The organism is Arcicella rosea (assembly GCF_040543805.1).
Classification (GTDB): domain Bacteria; phylum Bacteroidota; class Bacteroidia; order Cytophagales; family Spirosomataceae; genus Arcicella; species Arcicella rosea.
The window spans coordinates 1-18589 of the sequence record NZ_JBEUMS010000025.1; the positions used below are offsets into that span (position 1 = coordinate 1).

Annotated in this window: 16 protein-coding genes; 15 read left to right on the plus strand and 1 reads right to left on the minus strand. The window is 31.5% G+C overall.

Annotation, left to right across the window (positions count from 1 at the left end):
* The first annotated feature begins 588 nt into the window (after nucleotides 1-588).
* The 6 genes from ABID42_RS23010 to ABID42_RS23035 all read left to right on the plus strand — a co-directional run bounded on the left by ABID42_RS23010 (nucleotide 589) and on the right by ABID42_RS23035 (nucleotide 7794).
* Nucleotides 589-1155 carry a hypothetical protein gene (locus tag ABID42_RS23010; protein ID WP_367285654.1) on the plus strand — a complete coding sequence of 189 codons (567 nt, stop codon included), beginning with the start codon at nucleotides 589-591 and terminating at the stop codon, nucleotides 1153-1155.
* Between the two features lie 243 nt (nucleotides 1156-1398).
* Nucleotides 1399-1884, plus strand: coding sequence for a GNAT family N-acetyltransferase (locus tag ABID42_RS23015; protein WP_367285655.1), 486 nt, complete (start codon nucleotides 1399-1401; stop codon nucleotides 1882-1884).
* Nucleotides 1875-2303, plus strand: a complete 429-nt coding sequence (locus ABID42_RS23020; RefSeq protein WP_367285656.1) for a hypothetical protein — start codon at nucleotides 1875-1877, stop codon at nucleotides 2301-2303. The genes ABID42_RS23015 and ABID42_RS23020 overlap by 10 nt, the downstream gene beginning before the upstream one ends.
* Nucleotides 2304-2770: 467 nt before the next feature.
* A complete protein-coding gene (locus tag ABID42_RS23025; protein ID WP_367285657.1) occupies nucleotides 2771-4597 on the plus strand; it encodes a DUF262 domain-containing protein in 1827 nt (608 codons plus the stop codon).
* Complete coding sequence (locus ABID42_RS23030; RefSeq protein WP_367285658.1) at nucleotides 4590-6803, plus strand: DUF262 domain-containing protein; 2214 nt, start codon at nucleotides 4590-4592, stop codon at nucleotides 6801-6803. Before ABID42_RS23025 ends, ABID42_RS23030 begins: the two co-directional genes overlap by 8 nt.
* 352 nt (nucleotides 6804-7155) lie before the next feature.
* Entirely contained in the window at nucleotides 7156-7794 is a 639-nt protein-coding gene (locus ABID42_RS23035; RefSeq protein WP_367285659.1) for a hypothetical protein, read from the plus strand.
* Between the two features lie 735 nt (nucleotides 7795-8529).
* Here ABID42_RS23035 and ABID42_RS23040 read toward each other — a convergent pair.
* Nucleotides 8530-12564: a hypothetical protein gene (locus ABID42_RS23040; RefSeq protein ID WP_367285660.1), complete on the minus strand. Its 4035-nt coding sequence runs from the start codon at nucleotides 12562-12564 to the stop codon at nucleotides 8530-8532.
* An 894-nt stretch (nucleotides 12565-13458) separates the two neighbouring features.
* Between ABID42_RS23040 and ABID42_RS23045 the strand changes: the two genes are divergently transcribed.
* The 9 genes from ABID42_RS23045 (at nucleotide 13459) to ABID42_RS23085 (ending at nucleotide 18582) form a co-directional block, all read left to right on the plus strand.
* Nucleotides 13459-13611, plus strand: a complete 153-nt coding sequence (locus ABID42_RS23045; protein WP_367285661.1) for a hypothetical protein — start codon at nucleotides 13459-13461, stop codon at nucleotides 13609-13611.
* 57 nt (nucleotides 13612-13668) lie between these two features.
* Nucleotides 13669-14238 (plus strand): hypothetical protein, encoded by a 570-nt coding sequence (locus tag ABID42_RS23050; RefSeq protein WP_367285662.1) that lies wholly within the window; start codon nucleotides 13669-13671, stop codon nucleotides 14236-14238.
* 116 nt (nucleotides 14239-14354) lie between these two features.
* Entirely contained in the window at nucleotides 14355-14642 is a 288-nt protein-coding gene (locus tag ABID42_RS23055; protein WP_367285663.1) for a hypothetical protein, read from the plus strand.
* A 6-nt stretch (nucleotides 14643-14648) separates the two neighbouring features.
* A complete protein-coding gene (locus ABID42_RS23060) occupies nucleotides 14649-14948 on the plus strand; it encodes a hypothetical protein (protein WP_367285664.1) in 300 nt (99 codons plus the stop codon).
* 370 nt (nucleotides 14949-15318) lie between these two features.
* Complete coding sequence (locus tag ABID42_RS23065; protein WP_367285665.1) at nucleotides 15319-15663, plus strand: AAA family ATPase; 345 nt, start codon at nucleotides 15319-15321, stop codon at nucleotides 15661-15663.
* A gap of 341 nt (nucleotides 15664-16004) precedes the next feature.
* The gene (locus tag ABID42_RS23070; protein WP_367285666.1) at nucleotides 16005-16544 is read left to right on the plus strand and encodes a phage integrase SAM-like domain-containing protein; all 540 of its coding nucleotides are present in this window, start codon (nucleotides 16005-16007) and stop codon (nucleotides 16542-16544) included.
* Nucleotides 16545-16598: 54 nt separating this feature from the next.
* On the plus strand, nucleotides 16599-17039 hold the full coding sequence (locus ABID42_RS23075; RefSeq protein ID WP_367285667.1) for a tyrosine-type recombinase/integrase: 441 nt from the start codon (nucleotides 16599-16601) through the stop codon (nucleotides 17037-17039).
* A 270-nt stretch (nucleotides 17040-17309) separates the two neighbouring features.
* Nucleotides 17310-17501 carry a hypothetical protein gene (locus tag ABID42_RS23080; protein ID WP_367285668.1) on the plus strand — a complete coding sequence of 64 codons (192 nt, stop codon included), beginning with the start codon at nucleotides 17310-17312 and terminating at the stop codon, nucleotides 17499-17501.
* A gap of 280 nt (nucleotides 17502-17781) precedes the next feature.
* Nucleotides 17782-18582, plus strand: coding sequence for a hypothetical protein (locus ABID42_RS23085; protein WP_367285669.1), 801 nt, complete (start codon nucleotides 17782-17784; stop codon nucleotides 18580-18582).
* Nucleotides 18583-18589 lie beyond the last annotated feature (7 nt).

The following is an 18589-nucleotide window of genomic DNA, read 5'->3' on the forward strand; positions in this document are numbered from 1 at the left end:
CCCACCTTAAGAGCCTGAGCGGTTAGATAATGTACAGATATGTAAAAGTAAAGGCATAGCAATGCCCTTACGCAGGTTTTTGCGTTCATGGGTTTAGTTTTTAGATGAATGTATTAAAACATTAAAACAATAGCGTGAAAGCTACCTTATACAGGTGCTTTGATGATGTTCTTGTAGCGCTGTTTAGGGCATGCGCCGACATCAAGGCTGAACATAGCCTTAACATGATTGGGATAAAAAAAGAAATGTTTCATAACTCGCACCTATTTTACGAGTCTCTTGCAGAAGGCTATAAAAGCAATGTAGCACAGGGAAAGCTACCGACCGCACAGCACGCTTCCGACGGCGACAAGGACGGTAAAACCCGTGTGCTACACTGCTAAAATTACGCAAAAGTAGTCACACAGGCATCAAATCTACCGTCTCGCCTTATCAAATTGTCGGAATTTGCTGTCGAGACTCTTTAGTTTAATGCCAAAAAAATAATGAAATAGCTATTAGCTATAACTTATTCAAATATAAAATATATTTTCCAAAAAAGTAAATATATGATAATTATTAGCGTAAATATTTTCATCCTTTTACTGGATGAAAGAAAAAAATACTGAATATTCCGAAAAAATAGCCAATAAATTACGAAGGCTTATGGAAATCATAGATTTGGAAGTTCCGGGTTTTGCAGAATTTTTAGATAAATCTCCCTCACATTTATATGGTATTTTGAATGGCTCTAGATTTCTAAGTGAGTCCTTTGCCAGAGAAATAGGTGATAAATTAGGGTTTGACGGAATGAAAATATTTAACCTAAATTCAAATATTCCCAATTATGTTAATAAATCGGAAGCTCTTATAAGATTCAAAAATGACAACAAAAAGAACGTTGAATATTTTTTAAGTGCTAAATCTAAACGAAGCATTGATTCATTTATTAATGAAGTTTTACTGAATTCAGGTCTTTTTAATGACCGCTATAAATACTTAAAAGAGATTACGAATTATTGTAGAGAAGAATTGAATAGGGAATTTCAGCAAGATGAACTCTCAAAAGGACTCAGATATGCTGTTTCTAAAGGTGTCCTAAAATCAATGAAAAGACCTATTGTATTAAATGATGGAAGTTTAGGGAGTAGGATGGTGGATGTGTATTTTAGATAACGGTATTAATGTGATTTTAACTATAAGATAGGGGTGGGTATAACTTGAGAAAAATACTCAAAGCAATCTAGTTATAAATATAATTTTTTGAAAATAAGTCACTTATGATTTATTAAAAGCCAATAATAGCTTTGTTTATAACAATTACTTATTTTTAGAAAAAACGCTGACATGTGGATATTTACGAGTTAGCTACAAGGCTTCCAGACGCAACAGACTTTCACATCATAACATAAAATGAAAATGACTTATAAAATTTTGTCGCCTGACAAATGCGATTCACAACAACTCAAAAAATTCTATGACATAGTTGTCGAAGGTGGTCAAGTATTGGTTGATGGGCTTGAAAATAGAATTAAAGGGGCTGAGCTCCTTTCATTTTGCGAAAGTGAAAGTGAAGTAGTTGGTGTGGCTTCAATCAAAAAACCTGACAATGCTTACAAAAAGAACATTTTTAGACAGGCGAATGTTGAGGAGCTTTCAGGTAGCTACAATTTTGAAATTGGCTATGCAGTAACAAAAGAAACACATCGCAGAAAAGGAATTAGTGAACAGTTAATTAAATCACTTATGGAGAACAGCAATTCAAAATCCTTTTATGCAACAACAAAGAATGACGGAATGCGACACTTATTGGAAAAAATTGGATTTACTAAACTTGGTAACAACTACTTAAATAGCGACAACGAAACTTTAACCCTTTATCACATCAACACAAAATGGCATTAGATTATCAATCCATTTTACTAACATCTTTTTTAGCACTGACTTCTGCAATTATCGGTGGTTTCATTTCATATTATTTTACATCCAAATCAAAAAAATTAGAGGCTGTTTTGAAGTTTAGAGAAGAAAAATATTCTAATTTACTTATACTTCTTCAAGGTTTTGTTGGTAATACAACCAGCTCTGAAATGAAGAAGAAATTTTTTGAAGAGCAATATAAATCGTGGATATATGGTTCAGACGAAGTCGTAACAGCACTTAACAACTTGGTTGACTTAGTAATCAAGTCGCAGGGGAAAGACCCCAACACAGAAGAAGGGAGAAAAGCTGTTGGCAATATCGTTTTGGCTATGAGGAAAGACCTTCTTGGTAAGACAACTCTTTCTTACAACGATTTTCGCTACACAGACGTTCTAAAATAAATAACCACAAATACAACCGAGTAATTGCCCAGCAGCCAATAACATCGCCTTCGTGGTGGCTGCAAGCCATGCGATGAAGGCGATATTGAACTCAAGCTCTGGTAGCGGTCGCCTTCGGTGGTTTCTTTTATGGAGTTACCGTTCGATTTAAAGATTTTGGAAGAGCAGGTTTTTGCCTGCTTTTTTGTTTTTTTAAGTCTTCAGATGTTACTATTTTGTCATATTAAAAATAGTTTGTAATTTATACAAAGATAGAACTTTGAGAAGCCAAAAGCTACCAGAATTAGTTTAACATCTGTTTGGCAATATGGTGGCTGAAGAGCTTATTTGAAACATTTGTACAAGGTTCAATAAGAAGAATTCTATAGAATTTTTGTACTAACAATACGCCAAGCCGTAAACCCGTTGGCAGTCATTGTAAAAGCGACACCAAGGCACGAAAAATTAAAACAAAAAAGACAAGTAAAATGCTAGAACTAAGGGCAATAAACCAATTATATAATAAACAGTTTTTTATTCCTCATTATCAAAGAGGCTACCGATGGACAGAAACACAGGTAAAGCAACTTCTTGAAGATATTGATTCTTTTATACCAAAAGAAATAGCTGGACGTCCTTCTGAAAAAACGTTTTATTGCTTACAACCTATAGCTATAAAAAAGTTAAGCGAGGAAGATAAGCATAAGCATAACTTAATTGGAGAATGGTATGAAGTAATTGATGGACAACAACGATTAACAAGCATATTTTTAATACTTCAATACATTAATCAAAAATGGCGAGGAGAAGATAAATTAGAGCAGTTTACATTAAATTATGAAACTAGAAAAGGAAGCGCAACATTTCTCAACTCACTAAAGGTAAACAAAGATGATACTGTAACAGAGAATAAAGAATATATTGATTACTACTACTTTTCTAAAGCTCTTCAAACAATTCATCAGTGGAGATTGAATTATGAAAGTGAAAAGTGCAAAAAATTAAATACGGCTCTTTTTCAATCTACGTTTGAAGAGTTTTCAAAAGTTATTTGGTATGAAGTTGCAGAACAAGATGGACGTAGATTATTTGAAAGATTAAATCTTGGAAAGATTCCGCTAACTAATGCTGAACTAGTTAAAGCATTATTCCTATCATCAGAAAGTTTTAAAGATTTATCTGTCGAAGAAAAGAGAATAAAACAATTTGAGATTGCACATCTATGGGACGAAATAGAGCATAAACTGAATGAAAATGACTTAAAGTTTTGGTCATTTATTACTAATAAAAAACGAGAAACTTTTGAGACAAAAATTGAACTTATCCTTGATATGATAACCCAAAAGGATGAGTCTATAAATGACAATTACCATACATTTACAGAACTTGTAAAGAAACAAGCCAAAGATAAAAATGGACTATCTAAAGTATGGGATGAAATAGAACATTTCTACAACACGTTAATTCAATGGTATTCTAATAAGGACTATTATCATAGAATAGGTTATTTAATTGCTTCGAAGCATTTTGGAATATATCGTGGAGTAAATCTAAATGATTTGGTAACAATAGCGATGACTGAAAGCAAGGATGATTTTGGTTTACGGATTAACAAACACATACGGGAGTCAGTAAATATAGAACCTTCTGAATTGAGATATGAAAGTCACCCTAATCAAATATTCAACATATTGCTTCTTTTTAATGTTCAAACCTACATAAAATCTAATTCAATAAGTGAATTTTATCCTTTTAAGCAACATAAAGACAATCATTGGAGTTTAGAACATATTCACGCCAGAAAATCTGAAAACTTTGATAAAACAAAGAAAGAAGCGTGGCTAAAATGGTTATCTATACACAAACAACTGTTAGAAGAATTTGACAAACCAGAAGCAAAGGTACTTATTGAAAAAATAAATAAGTACAATAATGACCGAATCACTTGGGAACGATTTTCAGGCTTATTCATACAAATAAATGATTTTTTTACCGAAGAGGCGCAAAGTATGGATCAAGAAAGTGAGGGTTTAATGAACTTGGCTTTATTAAGCCAACCCGATAATGCGGCTTTGAACAATTCTGTTTTTGAGATAAAACGCAGGGAAATAATCCGATTAGACAAAGACGGATATTTTATTCCAATTTGTACCAAAAGAGTTTTCATGAAATACTATAATGAAAATAGTATTTCGGGTCAGAACTTTTTTTGGTCGTCAGAAGACCGTAAAAACTACTTTGAAATTTTAAAGGAAGTGCTTGCCGATTATTTGCCAGAAGTAACAGAAATAAACGAAACTGAAGATTATGAGTAATCTATTAACCCTTTTGCAAGATTACAAAATTGTAATTCCGCCAATTCAAAGAGATTATGCACAAGGCAGAAACTCTGGAAAAATTCCTACAATAAGAGAAAGATTTATTGATAGTATTTTCAGTGTATTGGCAGACGATAATTTGCCAGTTTTAGAACTAGATTTTATTTACGGCTACACTGAGAATGATACTATTGAAAACAATGCATCAAAAGTATTTAAACCTTTAGATGGACAACAAAGATTAACGACCCTTTTTTTAATTCACTGGTTTGTGGCTAATAAAGAAGGTAAGACAAATGATGCTAAGGCATATCTAAGTAATTTTACATACGCAACAAGACAGACATCTCGTAGTTTTTGTGAAAAACTTATTGACTTTGAAATTGATTTCCGTAATACCAAAAATGTTGATGAACAAATTATAAATCAGCCTTGGTTTTATTCAAATTGGGAAAATGATCCAACAATTCAATCAATGCTTGTAGTATTGAAAGTTATTCATGAAAAATTCATAGAGCTAAACAATATTTGGAATAAACTTTCCAGTGATAATCCAAAAATAACTTTTCAGCTACTTTCAATGAATGACTTAGGGCTTCCTGATGATTTATACATTAAAATGAATGCGAGAGGAAAACCGTTAACAGATTTTGAACATTTCAAATCAAGCTTTTCAGAAATACTTGACGAAACTAATTCAAAGTGTTTTAATGAAAAAATAGATGGAGAATGGGCTGATTTATTTTGGGGTATCTTTAAATATAAAAATAATGATGATGTCGCAAAACTTGTAGATGCTGGTTTTTTGAACTTTTTCTGGTACATCACAGAAATAATCATTAAGCAAAAAGAGATATCGTTTGCAAATGATTTTTGGCTAAATAAAATCAAGACAGTTTATCACAGCCAAGATGAAAACGTAAAATTTTTGTTTGATAGCCTTGACCTTTTTCTTGGAATAAGTAAACAAAATAAAAATCCATTTGAAAAAATATTTTACGTTGAAGACAGCGAATTTGACACCTCAAAAACTAGACTATTTTTTAAAAATGCTAATACAAATCTTTTTCACAAATGCGTTGAATCATATTCACAAGGCAACAACTTTGTGATTAGGGAACAATTACTACTATATGCATTTATTAAAATAAAACTCAACAATTATAATGTTCCTGATAATTTCTACAGAATAACACGAAACCTTCTTGAAAATGCTTCTGACAGAGAGATTAGAAATGAAAATTTAAAGAATCTATATTTAGCGATTGATACTTTAATTAATGGAGAAAGACAACCAGAAAAGCTATTGTTTACTAAAAGACAACTTGCAGAAGAATCTTCAAAAGAAACTTTGTTGGCAACAAATTCAGAACTTAAAGAAATCATTTATAAACTAGAAGACCATACTCTTTTAAGGGGTACGATTGGTATTTTTTCAATTAATGAAACTATTGGAGAATTAGGCAGGGTCTTTTTAAATGTTTTTAATCCTGATTGTAATTACTTTGATATAAGTAAAAGTATGTTAACGTTTGGATTCTATCCTCAAAAAGATGGAGGACGTTACCGTTTTGGAAATAAAAACAATTCCGTTTGGCGTGAAATACTAACTCAAAGTGAGAATAGGTCAGGCTTTGAAAGAACCAAAAACATTTTACGCAATTATCTAAATTTTAAGAAAAGTAATCAATATGTAAGTGATGTTGATATTGCAAATAATTATTTAGCAGAAGTTAAAACTCAAAAAGATTTTTCTTATTACTTCATAAAATATAATTCTTTCATATTTTGGAATAATAATCAAACCGAAGGTTTTTATTGGTGGCAAAATTTTAGTGAAAAACCTTATGAATGCATAATGTTATTTAAAACAAATTTTAGAGGTAGAAGTTGGAATCCTTTTTTACTTGAAGTAAGCAATAAAGTAACGGAATGTTCAATTGAGCATTATAATTCTTCATTACAGTTTACAAAGGACAACTTAATTCTTCTCATAAATCACAATAACACCGGTTTTAAGTTTACGTGCCCAACAGAGGACAATTATTCAACTGAATTTTTAAATCAATTAATAAGAAGCGGGAAACTTAATCAAGATGGTTGCCTCTTAATTGAACAAGACGACAATGGTATTGACAAAGTAGATAGGATAGAAAAAAGTGTTGAGTTTTTAAATGGTTTCAATTCTTTGTTAAAAACATAAAAACTGGATAAAAAAACTATTGGGAAAGTGAAGAACAAAACAATAAGGAAGAAACAACGAACCGTCAAGATCGGTTTTTGCAAAATGGTGGGTGAGGTGATTATAAAACTAGTCGTAGGTTGTTTCCTACGACTCAAAATGTTAAAGAGCGTCCCGCTCGTACAATGTATCAGGGATAAATATTCCTTTTGCCTTGCAACATTTTAATATATTTAATAAGCCCTTTCTGGAGTGAGGCTCTTCCTTGTTTTAGGTCTTAGGAAACTCTAAGACTAGTTTGGGAATAAGACAAAAAGTACGACAAAACTTTCGCATATTAGCTAGTTATGTGCCATTTTAAAAGAAGACACATTTGACACGAAACAACAAAATATTAAGAATTATTCTGCTGACCATATTCGGGACTTGGTTTACATACAAGTTATTTAAATCAGCCGAAGACGATTTTATTTTTGACGGTTTTGTTTTTCCCTTTGTAGGGATCTTTGGACTTTCAATTTTTATTTGGGCAGTTCGTAAAGACCAAAAAGAGTTTTACACTTCAAGAAATTGGACAAGTTATTTGCCTACCACTATTGGACTTTTATTTATTATGGCAAACATTACTTTATTCTATCATCAAGACAGTAGAAAAAATTCACCGACCTTAATAAGTGGATTTTATGACGGAGGTTTTAATGGATTTTCTGTGGACTTTAAGACGAACGGAAATTACGTAATGGCAAACGGAAGTGGACTTGGACAGAGTTATTTTTATGGCACTTATTCAATAAAAGACAGCGTTATTACACTCGACAAATCCAACATTGACAACTGTATCAAGACGAACAAGCTTGTAATTAGAACAGAAAATTATTATCCTAAAGACAGTACTGACCTAATAAAATCAAAGGCAAACTACATTACACAAGTGGACAGAAACGGAAATGAAATTGATAGAGAATTTCGCTTTCGTGTGACAGAGGACAATAGAAACAAAGAAACCAAATAAAAGAAAAAACGGCATATAATAACTAAGCTTTCGTGGTGGCTGCAAGCCAAACCATGAAGGAATGAGGGACGCTTAGTCTTGAATTTAACCTGAGCTGTAGGCTTTTGTGGTTTCTTTTATGTAGTTATCGTTCGATTTGAAGATATTGGAAGAGCAGGTTTTGTCTGCTTTTTTTGTTTTTTGTGGCTTCAGATGTTTCTATTTTGTCCTCTTAAAAATAGTTTGTAATTTATTACAAAGGAATTCTATATAATAGCTTTTAGTTATTAACTTCAACTTCAGTTTTTCAATCGGCTTCAGTTGCTGGGCTTACATAGCAACAATCCCAGCTCTGCGGCATGCCTTGAACGTTGGTGCTCAGGCTATGACAACACTTTAAAATATGTACGACCAAGATAAAGTAGACGAATTTGTTTCCCGTTCTGAAGACCTTGTAAATAGAATTGACAAGAACAAAGCTTTCATAATTATTTCTATAAGAAATCGATAAATGTAATCAGACTTAATTGGGTGGATTTGGCAGTAAGTTCATATTTAGGTTGGAGCAGAGCTGAGAAGTGGCAAATAACTGGGCGACCGTTAAGCTTAGTTCCATTCATTAGACTGAATTATGTTTTGCACGATAGTTGGCGAAAGACTAAATTAATTATTATGAATGCTAAAAATCCAACCAAAACTGATTGACAATCCAAAATAGTGGTCTTTTAAAGCTAATTAGAAAACAGAACCACTACGTTAATTATATCTGTTAATATACTTTCCATAAAGTAATAGAATAAATATTCCCCAACTCTCTGTACATACTTTTAATCGCTCAACCCATTTTGATATTATTTTCATATTCATTACCAATTGATAATTTTCTTCTTCTCCTATTGGCTCAGGAAAAATATAATCCTTAATATTTAACAATGCTTTAAAATATTCCTGCTCTTCCTCACTATCAAGGTAACTATTTTCGTCGAATGGAAACATATTTATCCATTCGACTAATGAATTTAATACTGTTTGAAAAGATTCCTGTAGTTCTAAACCTATTTTTTGTATGTATTGCTGTAATTTCTCTTGGTCTGATTCAGTAAGTTCAATCTCATCAAATAACCTCAAATCGTAGAAGTGGTCAGCCAAAAAAAGTATTTTACCATAGGCTACTGTAGCTTTAGTTATATCACTAAACTCCGGATATAGATTTGACCAGCACTCAATATTGAGATTTCCAATAACTTCTTGGTCTATTGATTGTGGTATGGAATTAACTAACGATAATTCTTCAAACAACGTATCTTTTATATTGTATAGTCCTACTTTATTCCATTGATTGTTTAAGCTTCTTTTCTGAATGGTCTGAATGAAATAAAAACTCGAAAACAAGAACTGTAACATTAAATATTTTAAACTGATATATTCCGGATTATCTATTGACTGTTGTACAACTTGATATGCTTCTTTATAACCTATAAATGCCCAAAAAGGACTTTCTCCATTAATTAAAATAACTGGCTTATCATTCGTTGTTTTATCATTAATATATTTGATTGAATAAGGATTTGATTTTGAAGCCTGTTTAAAGTCCTTGATTATTTTGTTTTCAAAATCTGATTTAAGCTTAAAAATCCGTTTTGATGAACGTTCTCCCTTGCTATTATTATTCAAAAAATCTTTCCAAATTAAAGCTGTAGAAAATAAGCTATTCGTTTTAATTTTTGAATAATGTTCATTATCAATATTCCCTAAAATATTTTTGTACTGAATGTTATAGACTTGAAGCCTTTCTATAGCATTATAAAGATTGATTTGAGATAAACGTTCAGTATTATCATCGTGTAGATGTGCTTTATCAGTTTTTGATTTAGCCTTTGAATATAAAGTGCCAGCAGACTGTTGTATAAAATTTTCTATACTTCCTTTAAAATCAGACAAACTTTTAAATAGCTCTTTATACTTTGATTTTAACTTACTATTTACCAATTCCTTACCCTTCATTTGTTTAATGGTATACTCTTTATTACCAAAGACACCTAATGGATCTGTAATAGATTTTGGCTCTTTGATGCTTTCTAATCTCTCAAAAAGAACATTCTGCATAATCGGAACTACAGGCATATAGTTCACGCTACCTTTAAACAATTTCTCAAACGAGGTATTAAACTCGTTGATTTTATCTTTGATGATTACTTCCCAATGGTTTAGCTGACTTCTGTAATCATTCCAATCTTCAGGTCTTATTGGGTATTCATATAATTTGATAATTGTGGAATTGATATTTACCCATTCCTCCAAAGGCATATTTTCAACAGGCATTGTTTTATGTGTTGCATCAATATCTATTGCAAGTGTTTGTAAGCGATGACCATATCCCTGAGAATTAAACTGTTTTTTATCAGGAAGAGCGGTTCTAATAACATCTAAAACACCTACAATGAAATCATTTGTCGACCTATCGACATCATTTTCTAAAATATCAATGATATAATGTACATTTACTTCGTTGTCATCTACAGATAAATGGATAATATCAAATTCTTTTTTTATTTGCTCTATGAAAATATTAACATACTTTTTTCTTATAGCATCCAGTTCTACCGAATAAGAATACATACCTAACATCAATTTAGATAAGCTTTTGCTATCCATTATCTTGAATGCAGCTACAAACTTACTTTCTTCAAATAGTTGCAATTGTTCTTTTTGATTGGGTATGTTTTTAAGCCAAAACAGGGCTTCTCCAAAAGATTTCCACCCAAATACAGTTGAAGGTCCTTCTTCTGGAAAGTCAAGTTTATTGATGAGTTCAGTTGCTAAATTGAAAACATTTTGATTAGGTAATAATCTCCGATTGATGTCATTTATTTTCTCTCTCCGTTCATCATCAACTTTGAGTATATCAAGCATTCCATTTCGGTCATAATTGCTGCTAAACATAAAACTCATCAATACAATCCATGCATCTCCAAAATTTCCCCTACACTCATCTATAATTTTACGATTATTCTCGACATATTCCTTAATCCCCAACCATATAAAAGATTTTAAGATTGAAGCATATACAGACCAATTTCTTACAATAGTTTTACTGTTCAAATCAGCGATATATTGATTAGGCTTCAGTATTCCAAGATGAAACATTTGTAATAAGAACAAGTATAAATCTTTTTCGTCTATTAGAGGAATACACTCATATGCATACTCTTCCTTGTAAATTGTAAATTCATCAAAAAGTATTTCAACTAACTTCTGTGAACGAATTATATGTAACCCCTGAATGTATTTCCCATTCAATGATTTCTTGACTAAATACTCATTTTCTAACTTTTCTATTATAAATTGATAATCAATATTAGAATCCAATTTAGATACATCAATCTTAGCACCTAAAGAATCAGCAAGGCTCACAATTCTTAAAAACTCAATCTGGGGATTACGACCTTGATGCCCTTCGTTACGCAATTGCTGAATCTGTTGTTTCAGCTTATTTTGTAACGAGCTTCCCTGAGTAATGGAGTACACAAATTCTAACAGTGGGGCATCATCACCAATTTGAATCCAAGCCTGTTCAAAGTCTGTAAAATGTGTAATTTTATTTCGTTCGTTTAATTTAGTGTAAATGATTTCGGCTTCTTCTTTAGATAAGGATAAGTCTATTTCTTTATGCTCAAATTCTACCCCGATTGCCGATGCCCTGTACCAATCTTCATTCCTTATGGCTACTAAAAACCTAATATGATTTAAATGTGCAGATTCTTTTATTATCTGAAGCCAATCTGTTGAATTGGGATTTACATTGATTACAAATACTGTTGGAACTTCCAGTTTCTTACTTATGGAAGCAATAGCTTGAATTGACTGTTGAGTTGTAATGGGATCTTGTTGAATATTCAATTCGTAAGAAAGCCAATCATTGACATAATTATGGACATAGCTATATAATAAAGCTGTCTTTCCTTGACCAGACGCTCCCTTCAATATGATAGTGTTATACTCTTTTAAATCATCATTTATAATTTCGATATATTTTTCTCTATTGACATCAAGACCTAATAAAATGTGTTCATACCTCGTTAAAGTCGCATTGTAGAATTCTTTTTCTAAAAGTGCTTGATTGGCATTCTCTGTAGAAACCTTATGCAATGGTTTTAATACTACACCATATTGATTATGAACAGCAATTCTCTTCGCTATATATTTTGCAAAATCCTGAATCTTGCTATAAAAATCTTTAGTTGTAATAGGATGTTGTTTTTCTGCAATAAACTGTAACCAATTCAACAGAAATCCTATTGTGGGAATAGGGTCAACTTCAGGGAAATTATTTTTAATTAGTTTTTCAATTTCTTCAGCAATCTCTTCCTCGCTAATCTCTATAAATTGAGCTTTACTTTTTACTAATTTCCATTCATCTGCTGTTATCTTATATTTCTTTAGCGTTGTTTTCTCTTTTTCGGAAATGGTATCTTTATGATTTCTCCATTTTTTTAATTCCTGACTTACTTCACCATAAGAAACCAATATTGGAAGTGCGTCTGAATATTTAGCTAAAAACCTCTTAATGAATGAAGTTTTTTGGTCGGATAGAATATCAGATAATGTAATTGGTTTTCCTAAATTCTTTAACTGTATGGCGTATAAAAGTTGACCACTACCATCCAATACATCTAAATCTTCTTCTCCTTCTAATCTAAATACAAGGTCTTTTGACAAGGAGGATAAGATGTAATGTAATGAATATAAAAATTGGGTTCTGTAACCACGTAAGGCTGCTATTGCTGACATTAGAAATTCTTAATTGAAATATTGTTAAGCTATAAATTTACGAATATAGTTTTGCTCCCAATTAAAAAAGTAAGACAGGGTAACATCATTTACGGAAAATGAGTTTTATTATTATTCCGAAGGAACACAAAACTGATTTATCGGAATGAAATGATGTAAAAAGATAAACTATTAAGATTAGTTTGCTCAAACTAGTCGTAGGTTGTTTTCTACGCCCTAAAATGCTAAATAGCGTCCCCCTCGTACAATGTATCATGGATAAATATTCCTTTTGCCTTTAAACATTTTAATATATTCAATAAGCCCTTTCGATCGTTACGCTCTTCTTTGTTTTAGGTCTTAGGAAATCCTAATAAGACTAGTTTGGGTTTGATACGTCAGGATTTAAAAAAGGGATGATTTTAGAACGGAAATAGTGCTAGGTTATAGCCAAGATTAAGGGTCTTTACATAGACAAACGATTCAGAATTTCATGTTGGTTGATGGAATGGAAATAACTTAATGAAACCTACAGCAAACAAATGAGGTTAATTGTTACTACTAATAACTAGAGTAGAAAAGTGTTGCCTAAAACGGGGCTATTTCGATTGAACTTTGTGTTAACCAGAAGATTTATGTTTCTATCTCCACGACTTTGCCAAGCTGTAAACAGGACTAGTTAGCCATTTTGTTTTTGAAGAACCGTATTCTTATAGCCCATCATACAGTATAAGGTATTCGGTGTTGAAAAAACAAATATAATTGTTTGATTTTTAACAACTTATAGATTATTAAAAATTAAAATAGGTTTGTTTGTAGTAATCATTTATTTTAGATAAAAATGTAAACATTCATTGTTTGCAAATTGGTGGTCATGCTAAAGGACAGTACCTGCAAAAAAATTAGAACGACATAATGAATATACCAACAAGACATTTATCAGTAAGAGTTCCTTGGCATGATGTAGGTTGGAATAGGAAGGTTTGCTGCAATCCAAGGGAAAATGGTTCTTGCATGTTTTTACCCCGAATTAACGAAAGTAAAAACCCAGACAATGAAGAGGAATAGCAGAAAAGTGGTTGCATGAATTAATTACCACAGTGTATTGGCGAAAAAGTAAGTTTTATGTCGGCACATAATATTTACAAAAAGGCAAATCATCCGTACAGCCAAAACGAAAACAATAATAATTTTTACGGTCACTATAAAGAAACAACATATTGTTACCCTGGTTACAGTTTTTCTGTTATTCCATATAATTGGATGCTAAAAAATGCTCAAAACAATTCTTCTGAAAAAGCAACTGCATTACAAATTCCATACGAAGTAGAAAAAGAACCAAAGCTAAGCTTTGAAAATTCGTGGGTTCAACAAATAGACAATCAAAAATCCTTATTGGGCACCTTTATAAACCCAATTAAACCTGGAAGTTCGCTTGTATTTGTTTATGCGAAAAATGTTCCCTTTATTGACACCACATCACGAATTTTGATTGGCGTTGGACATATTTCAAAAATCGGAAATCTTACGGAATACGAGTATGACAAAGCTCTTCCGAAAAGTTTTCGTAGTACATTATGGGAAAGACCAGTTCATCATACAATAAGGGAAGATTTTAAAAATGGTTTCTTATTACCTTATCAAGAATTCTTTAAAATATCAGAGAATGACGACTCCATTCATATTCCTGATTAATTGCCCTTGCACCAACTTTTGAAGAGTTTTCTTTCGGTTCAGAATGGGGTAGCAATGATTCAGCAATAGAATCACTACTCATTCTACATGAAAAACTAAAAAAGTTCGGAGAGGTCTTGCCTAATAAAAACTATGAACAACAATTAAAATGGATTGATGCCGAACTTTCAAGACTTTGGAAAATGAGAGGCCCTTTTCCTTGTCTTGGTGCTGTTTTGTCGGGTCTAAAAATATCAGAAGGCAACTTGATTGCTTGGGAATTAGATAAGCTAATCAGAGATGACATAAAAGAGGAAGTAACGAAAAATCCATGGGACTTTGTTGAGCTATTATTTAATGGTGATGCATCTTTTTTATCAAAGAATTTTAAAATAAGCATTAGCGACACACAAAAAGCAACATAGACAAGTTTGAATAAAGAAGAAAAAGAATTTCTTCAATTATTAAGCAGAATGAATGTGAATAATGACCAAGTTAATTCTGTAATTGATTTAAAAGAGAAAGTACAAAAAGAAATTCTAAAAAATCCATACATTCTTTATGAATCAACCCGCTTAGATGCAGTCCAAGTTCCGGTTTCAATTATTGATAAGGCAATTTTTGCAGACTCAAAAATTCTTGAGAATTTTCCTTTACCCGAATTAACTCAAATATCAACTTCATTAGATAAAAACAGAATTAGGCCATACGGTATTCAGTTAATGGAATAAGAAGCAATTAATGGAAATACATTGCTCACAGATAGTCAGCTTGTCACCAAATTAGAAGAACTTCCTATACAACCGCTTTGCACCCTCAATTAGAAACTTGATTGCAATAGAAGGTTTCTTAAAAGAGGAAATTGTTAGACACACATTAGACGAAGAAGAAGAAATATACTATTTCAAACTAAAAAGATTTGATTCAATAAAAAACAATATAAAAAACTTTATTTAAAAAAGAATTAACAGAAGTATTACACCACCCATTGAACAAAATTGGTTACAGCTTATTGAAAATGAGTTTGGTGAAATTGATATAGCAAAACCAACTTGGTATCAAGAAAGAGATAAAAATGCAAGAAATGAAAAGGCAAATGCGTTGAACGTTCTATCCAACAATAGAGTTTCTGTTTTAATTGGTCCCGCTGGTACAGGAAAAACAAAGTTGTTAAACATTTTTTGCGAGCAATCATTTATCAAAACGGGAAGCATTCTAAGACTTGCACCAACAGGAAAAGCAAGAGTAAATATGGGTAAAAATGCTAAAACTCTTGCTACATTCTTGTACAAATTGAAAAGATATAACCCTGATACGCAACAATACTTTATAAATCCTAATGCTGAGCAGGTAAAATATGATACTGTTATTGTTGATGAATCTTCTATGATAACTGAAGAACAATTAGCGGCTTTAATTGATAGCTCCACTGGGGCCACAAAATAAGATTTTTGACTATCAATTAGGACATTTTTCTTGATTCTGAGCAAAAAGAAGGTGTATACAATCTAATACAGATTAGTATACACCTTCTTTTTTTCGTGTACACCTACCGTACCGAAAAGCTGCACCTGTAATTGTTTAATCATCCTAAGTAGAGTTCGGGAGCAGTGAATTAATACTTCTCTGCATCAAATTCTATGTTATCATTTCAAATCCTAAATCACGAGATGCTAAGACGCTCGTACTCTGTTTTATTTTTCTTACGTAAATCGAAAGCTGATGATTCTTCCGCTACTATTTATGCACGCCTTACTTACAATCAAGTTCCCATTACCTTATGCTCTATGAATATCAAAATCAGAATAAAAGACTTTGATACTAAACGACAATTATCAAATGATACAACTGTTAATAATAAATTAACCAATTTTAAAGCAGATGTCAATAGGCTAATCGAGCAACTCTCTGCTGAAAGTACAACGGCTAATTCTATTAAGGACATTATTACAGGTAAAACTAAAGTCCATTACAGCTTATTGGAAATTTTAGATATGTTCATGAAAGGCCATGAAAAAATCTTCAAGCACAACACTTACCGTGACTGGAGAGCAAAACGAGGGAAAATCGAAAAATATCTCACTAAAGAATTAAAAGATAAAAACATTGAGGCAAGATTGTTTAATATAATTGCCTTTTCAAAATTCAAAAATTGGTTGATTGCAAACGAGAACAACACAGTTAATTCAGCAAATAAATACGGAACTAAAATAAGAAAGGCTTTATCCTGGGCCGTAATGAATGGCTATATAACTTCAAGCCCATTGGCAGAATGTAAAATCCCAGTTCATTATCAGGAAAAATTAACTCATTTAGAATGGATATAGGTTGAAAAACTCAGAGCCTATAAATTTGAAAGCAAACTAAAAAAAGCAGTTGATATGTATATCTTTAGCTGTTGTACTGGTATTCGCTATGCAGATATGATTGCTTTGAAAGATGATTGTATTGAAAAAGATAGCGAATTTGGACTAGTAATAACCAATAAAAGACAAAAAGTATCTTCTATTTATTCAACTCCACTTTGGGGATTTGCTTTAGAAATTTATCAAGAATTTGGGAATAGTCTGGAGAAAATACCCATACTTTCTAACCCAAAAGTAAATGATTACATCAAAATTGCCTTAGAAAAAATCAACTATCATAATGCACAACAAATAACCTTTCATACTGGTAGAAAGACGTTTGTTAACCATTGCCTAAATGATAGATTGATAGAACCACATATTGTGATGGAATTTACAGGTCATCAAGATATTAGAGAAGTAAAAAGGTATGGAAAAGTAAAAATGAAAACAGCTTTGAGGAAATTTTATCAATAGTTTGAAATTGATAACAACCTAATTTAGTGGTTAAAAACAAACAGGTATTAATACCCTATTTTAATATAAAAACGCTATTTGGCTTTAATAATAATATCAATACTCAGTAATTTTATTGTAAAACTTAAACTCGTAATACACAAATGAAAAAAAACAGTTATTGTATTTAGTTCTATTATTTCTTTATTTTTTGCCTCATGTTCTACTGTTAGCCATAATAGAGTTGGTCAAGGCATTAACAATATTGACCAAGCGGGAAATATCCAAAACTTGAAAAAAGAAGACATTGTCGTTTCAAATAATGTTGAAAGAGAAATGAAGTTTGAAAAACTTTGGTTTTTATTTTGCCCATTTGGAAGCAAAACCGAAAAAACAAGACGTGAAAGCGTATATTTAATGACTTGTAAAAAAATAAAATTGATGGAATTCTACAACCCAAATATGAGACTAAGAAAGTTGTAAATCCTCTTGTATTAATAACTGGTGTGACATATAAAACGACTGTTATAGGGAAAAGTTATACTATTAAAATGGATAAGTAATTAATTAAAAATACGGAGTAATGCTGTCAAACTCCGTATTTTTAATTACCAATAAAGGATTATTATATTTATTAGAAGCCAGTATCTTTTGCCTATAGTACATTTACATAATTAGGTTTATTTGACACTTGATTTTTTTAATTATTTGCATATATTTGATATAGTAATTAATTAAAATTCACCTGTTTAAATAAATTAAAATGACTAAAGGCACAAATTCAACCATTAATCCTTATATTCAAATTCTATGTGGTATTTTAGCTATAGGAGTAGCGTTATATGGCGCCTTTCTCCTTCAGGTTAAAAACAATCTCCAATTGTTTTTAATAGCCATTTTGTTCATTTTTGGTATTACTAGCTTATCTCCATTATGGGGAGGAAGTATTAATATAAATTATAAATATCTAAGTGCAAAGAGAGCATACGCACTTTTTATTATTCTAATAGGCTGGTCGTTTAAATTACTTACACCCATCCCTACTGAATCTAGTCTAAAAATACAAATTATCGATTTACAAGGAAAATCCATTCTAGCTCATGAAAAGCAGGTAATAAAAATAAGAATAGGAAAGAATAGTAAAGCCTATGATTTGGATAGTGATAGTGAAATCCTGCTCCCGCTCAGCACTAATATTGATAGTGTGCAAATTGAAATTTTAACCAATGACTGGCAGTTGGAAAAACTTGGAAAAAGTGCTTTCTTCAAGATACCGTCTTCTGAAATCTTGACATTGCGATTAGAACCTGCTCCAAATCGTTGTTGTATTAAAGGAACAGTTCATTTTGAATTTGATACACAAAACACTTTATCAAACATCATTGTACAAGCAGCAGGTGTCAAGACTCAAACAGATTCTCAAGGAAATTATCATTTGGAACTTCCTAAGAATAACCAATTAGATGACCTAAAAATTCAAGCCTTTAACGACACTTATAGTGGGAGTATTATATGTAACACTGCTACACCTTGCGATATCTTATTGAGAAAGAGAAATAAATAATATCTCT

What these genes read in the sequence shown, in the direction of transcription:
- ABID42_RS23010 (WP_367285654.1), top strand. Translation starts at nt 589, where the DNA reads ATGAAAGAAAAAAATACTGAATATTCCGAAAAAATAGCCAATAAATTA.
- ABID42_RS23015 (WP_367285655.1), top strand. Translation starts at nt 1,399, where the DNA reads ATGACTTATAAAATTTTGTCGCCTGACAAATGCGATTCACAACAACTC.
- ABID42_RS23020 (WP_367285656.1), top strand. Translation starts at nt 1,875, where the DNA reads ATGGCATTAGATTATCAATCCATTTTACTAACATCTTTTTTAGCACTG.
- ABID42_RS23025 (WP_367285657.1), top strand. Translation starts at nt 2,771, where the DNA reads ATGCTAGAACTAAGGGCAATAAACCAATTATATAATAAACAGTTTTTT.
- ABID42_RS23030 (WP_367285658.1), top strand. Translation starts at nt 4,590, where the DNA reads ATGAGTAATCTATTAACCCTTTTGCAAGATTACAAAATTGTAATTCCG.
- ABID42_RS23040 (WP_367285660.1), bottom strand. Translation starts at nt 12,564, where the DNA reads ATGTCAGCAATAGCAGCCTTACGTGGTTACAGAACCCAATTTTTATAT.
- ABID42_RS23045 (WP_367285661.1), top strand. Translation starts at nt 13,459, where the DNA reads ATGAATATACCAACAAGACATTTATCAGTAAGAGTTCCTTGGCATGAT.
- ABID42_RS23050 (WP_367285662.1), top strand. Translation starts at nt 13,669, where the DNA reads ATGTCGGCACATAATATTTACAAAAAGGCAAATCATCCGTACAGCCAA.
- ABID42_RS23070 (WP_367285666.1), top strand. Translation starts at nt 16,005, where the DNA reads ATGAATATCAAAATCAGAATAAAAGACTTTGATACTAAACGACAATTA.
- ABID42_RS23075 (WP_367285667.1), top strand. Translation starts at nt 16,599, where the DNA reads ATGTATATCTTTAGCTGTTGTACTGGTATTCGCTATGCAGATATGATT.
- ABID42_RS23085 (WP_367285669.1), top strand. Translation starts at nt 17,782, where the DNA reads ATGACTAAAGGCACAAATTCAACCATTAATCCTTATATTCAAATTCTA.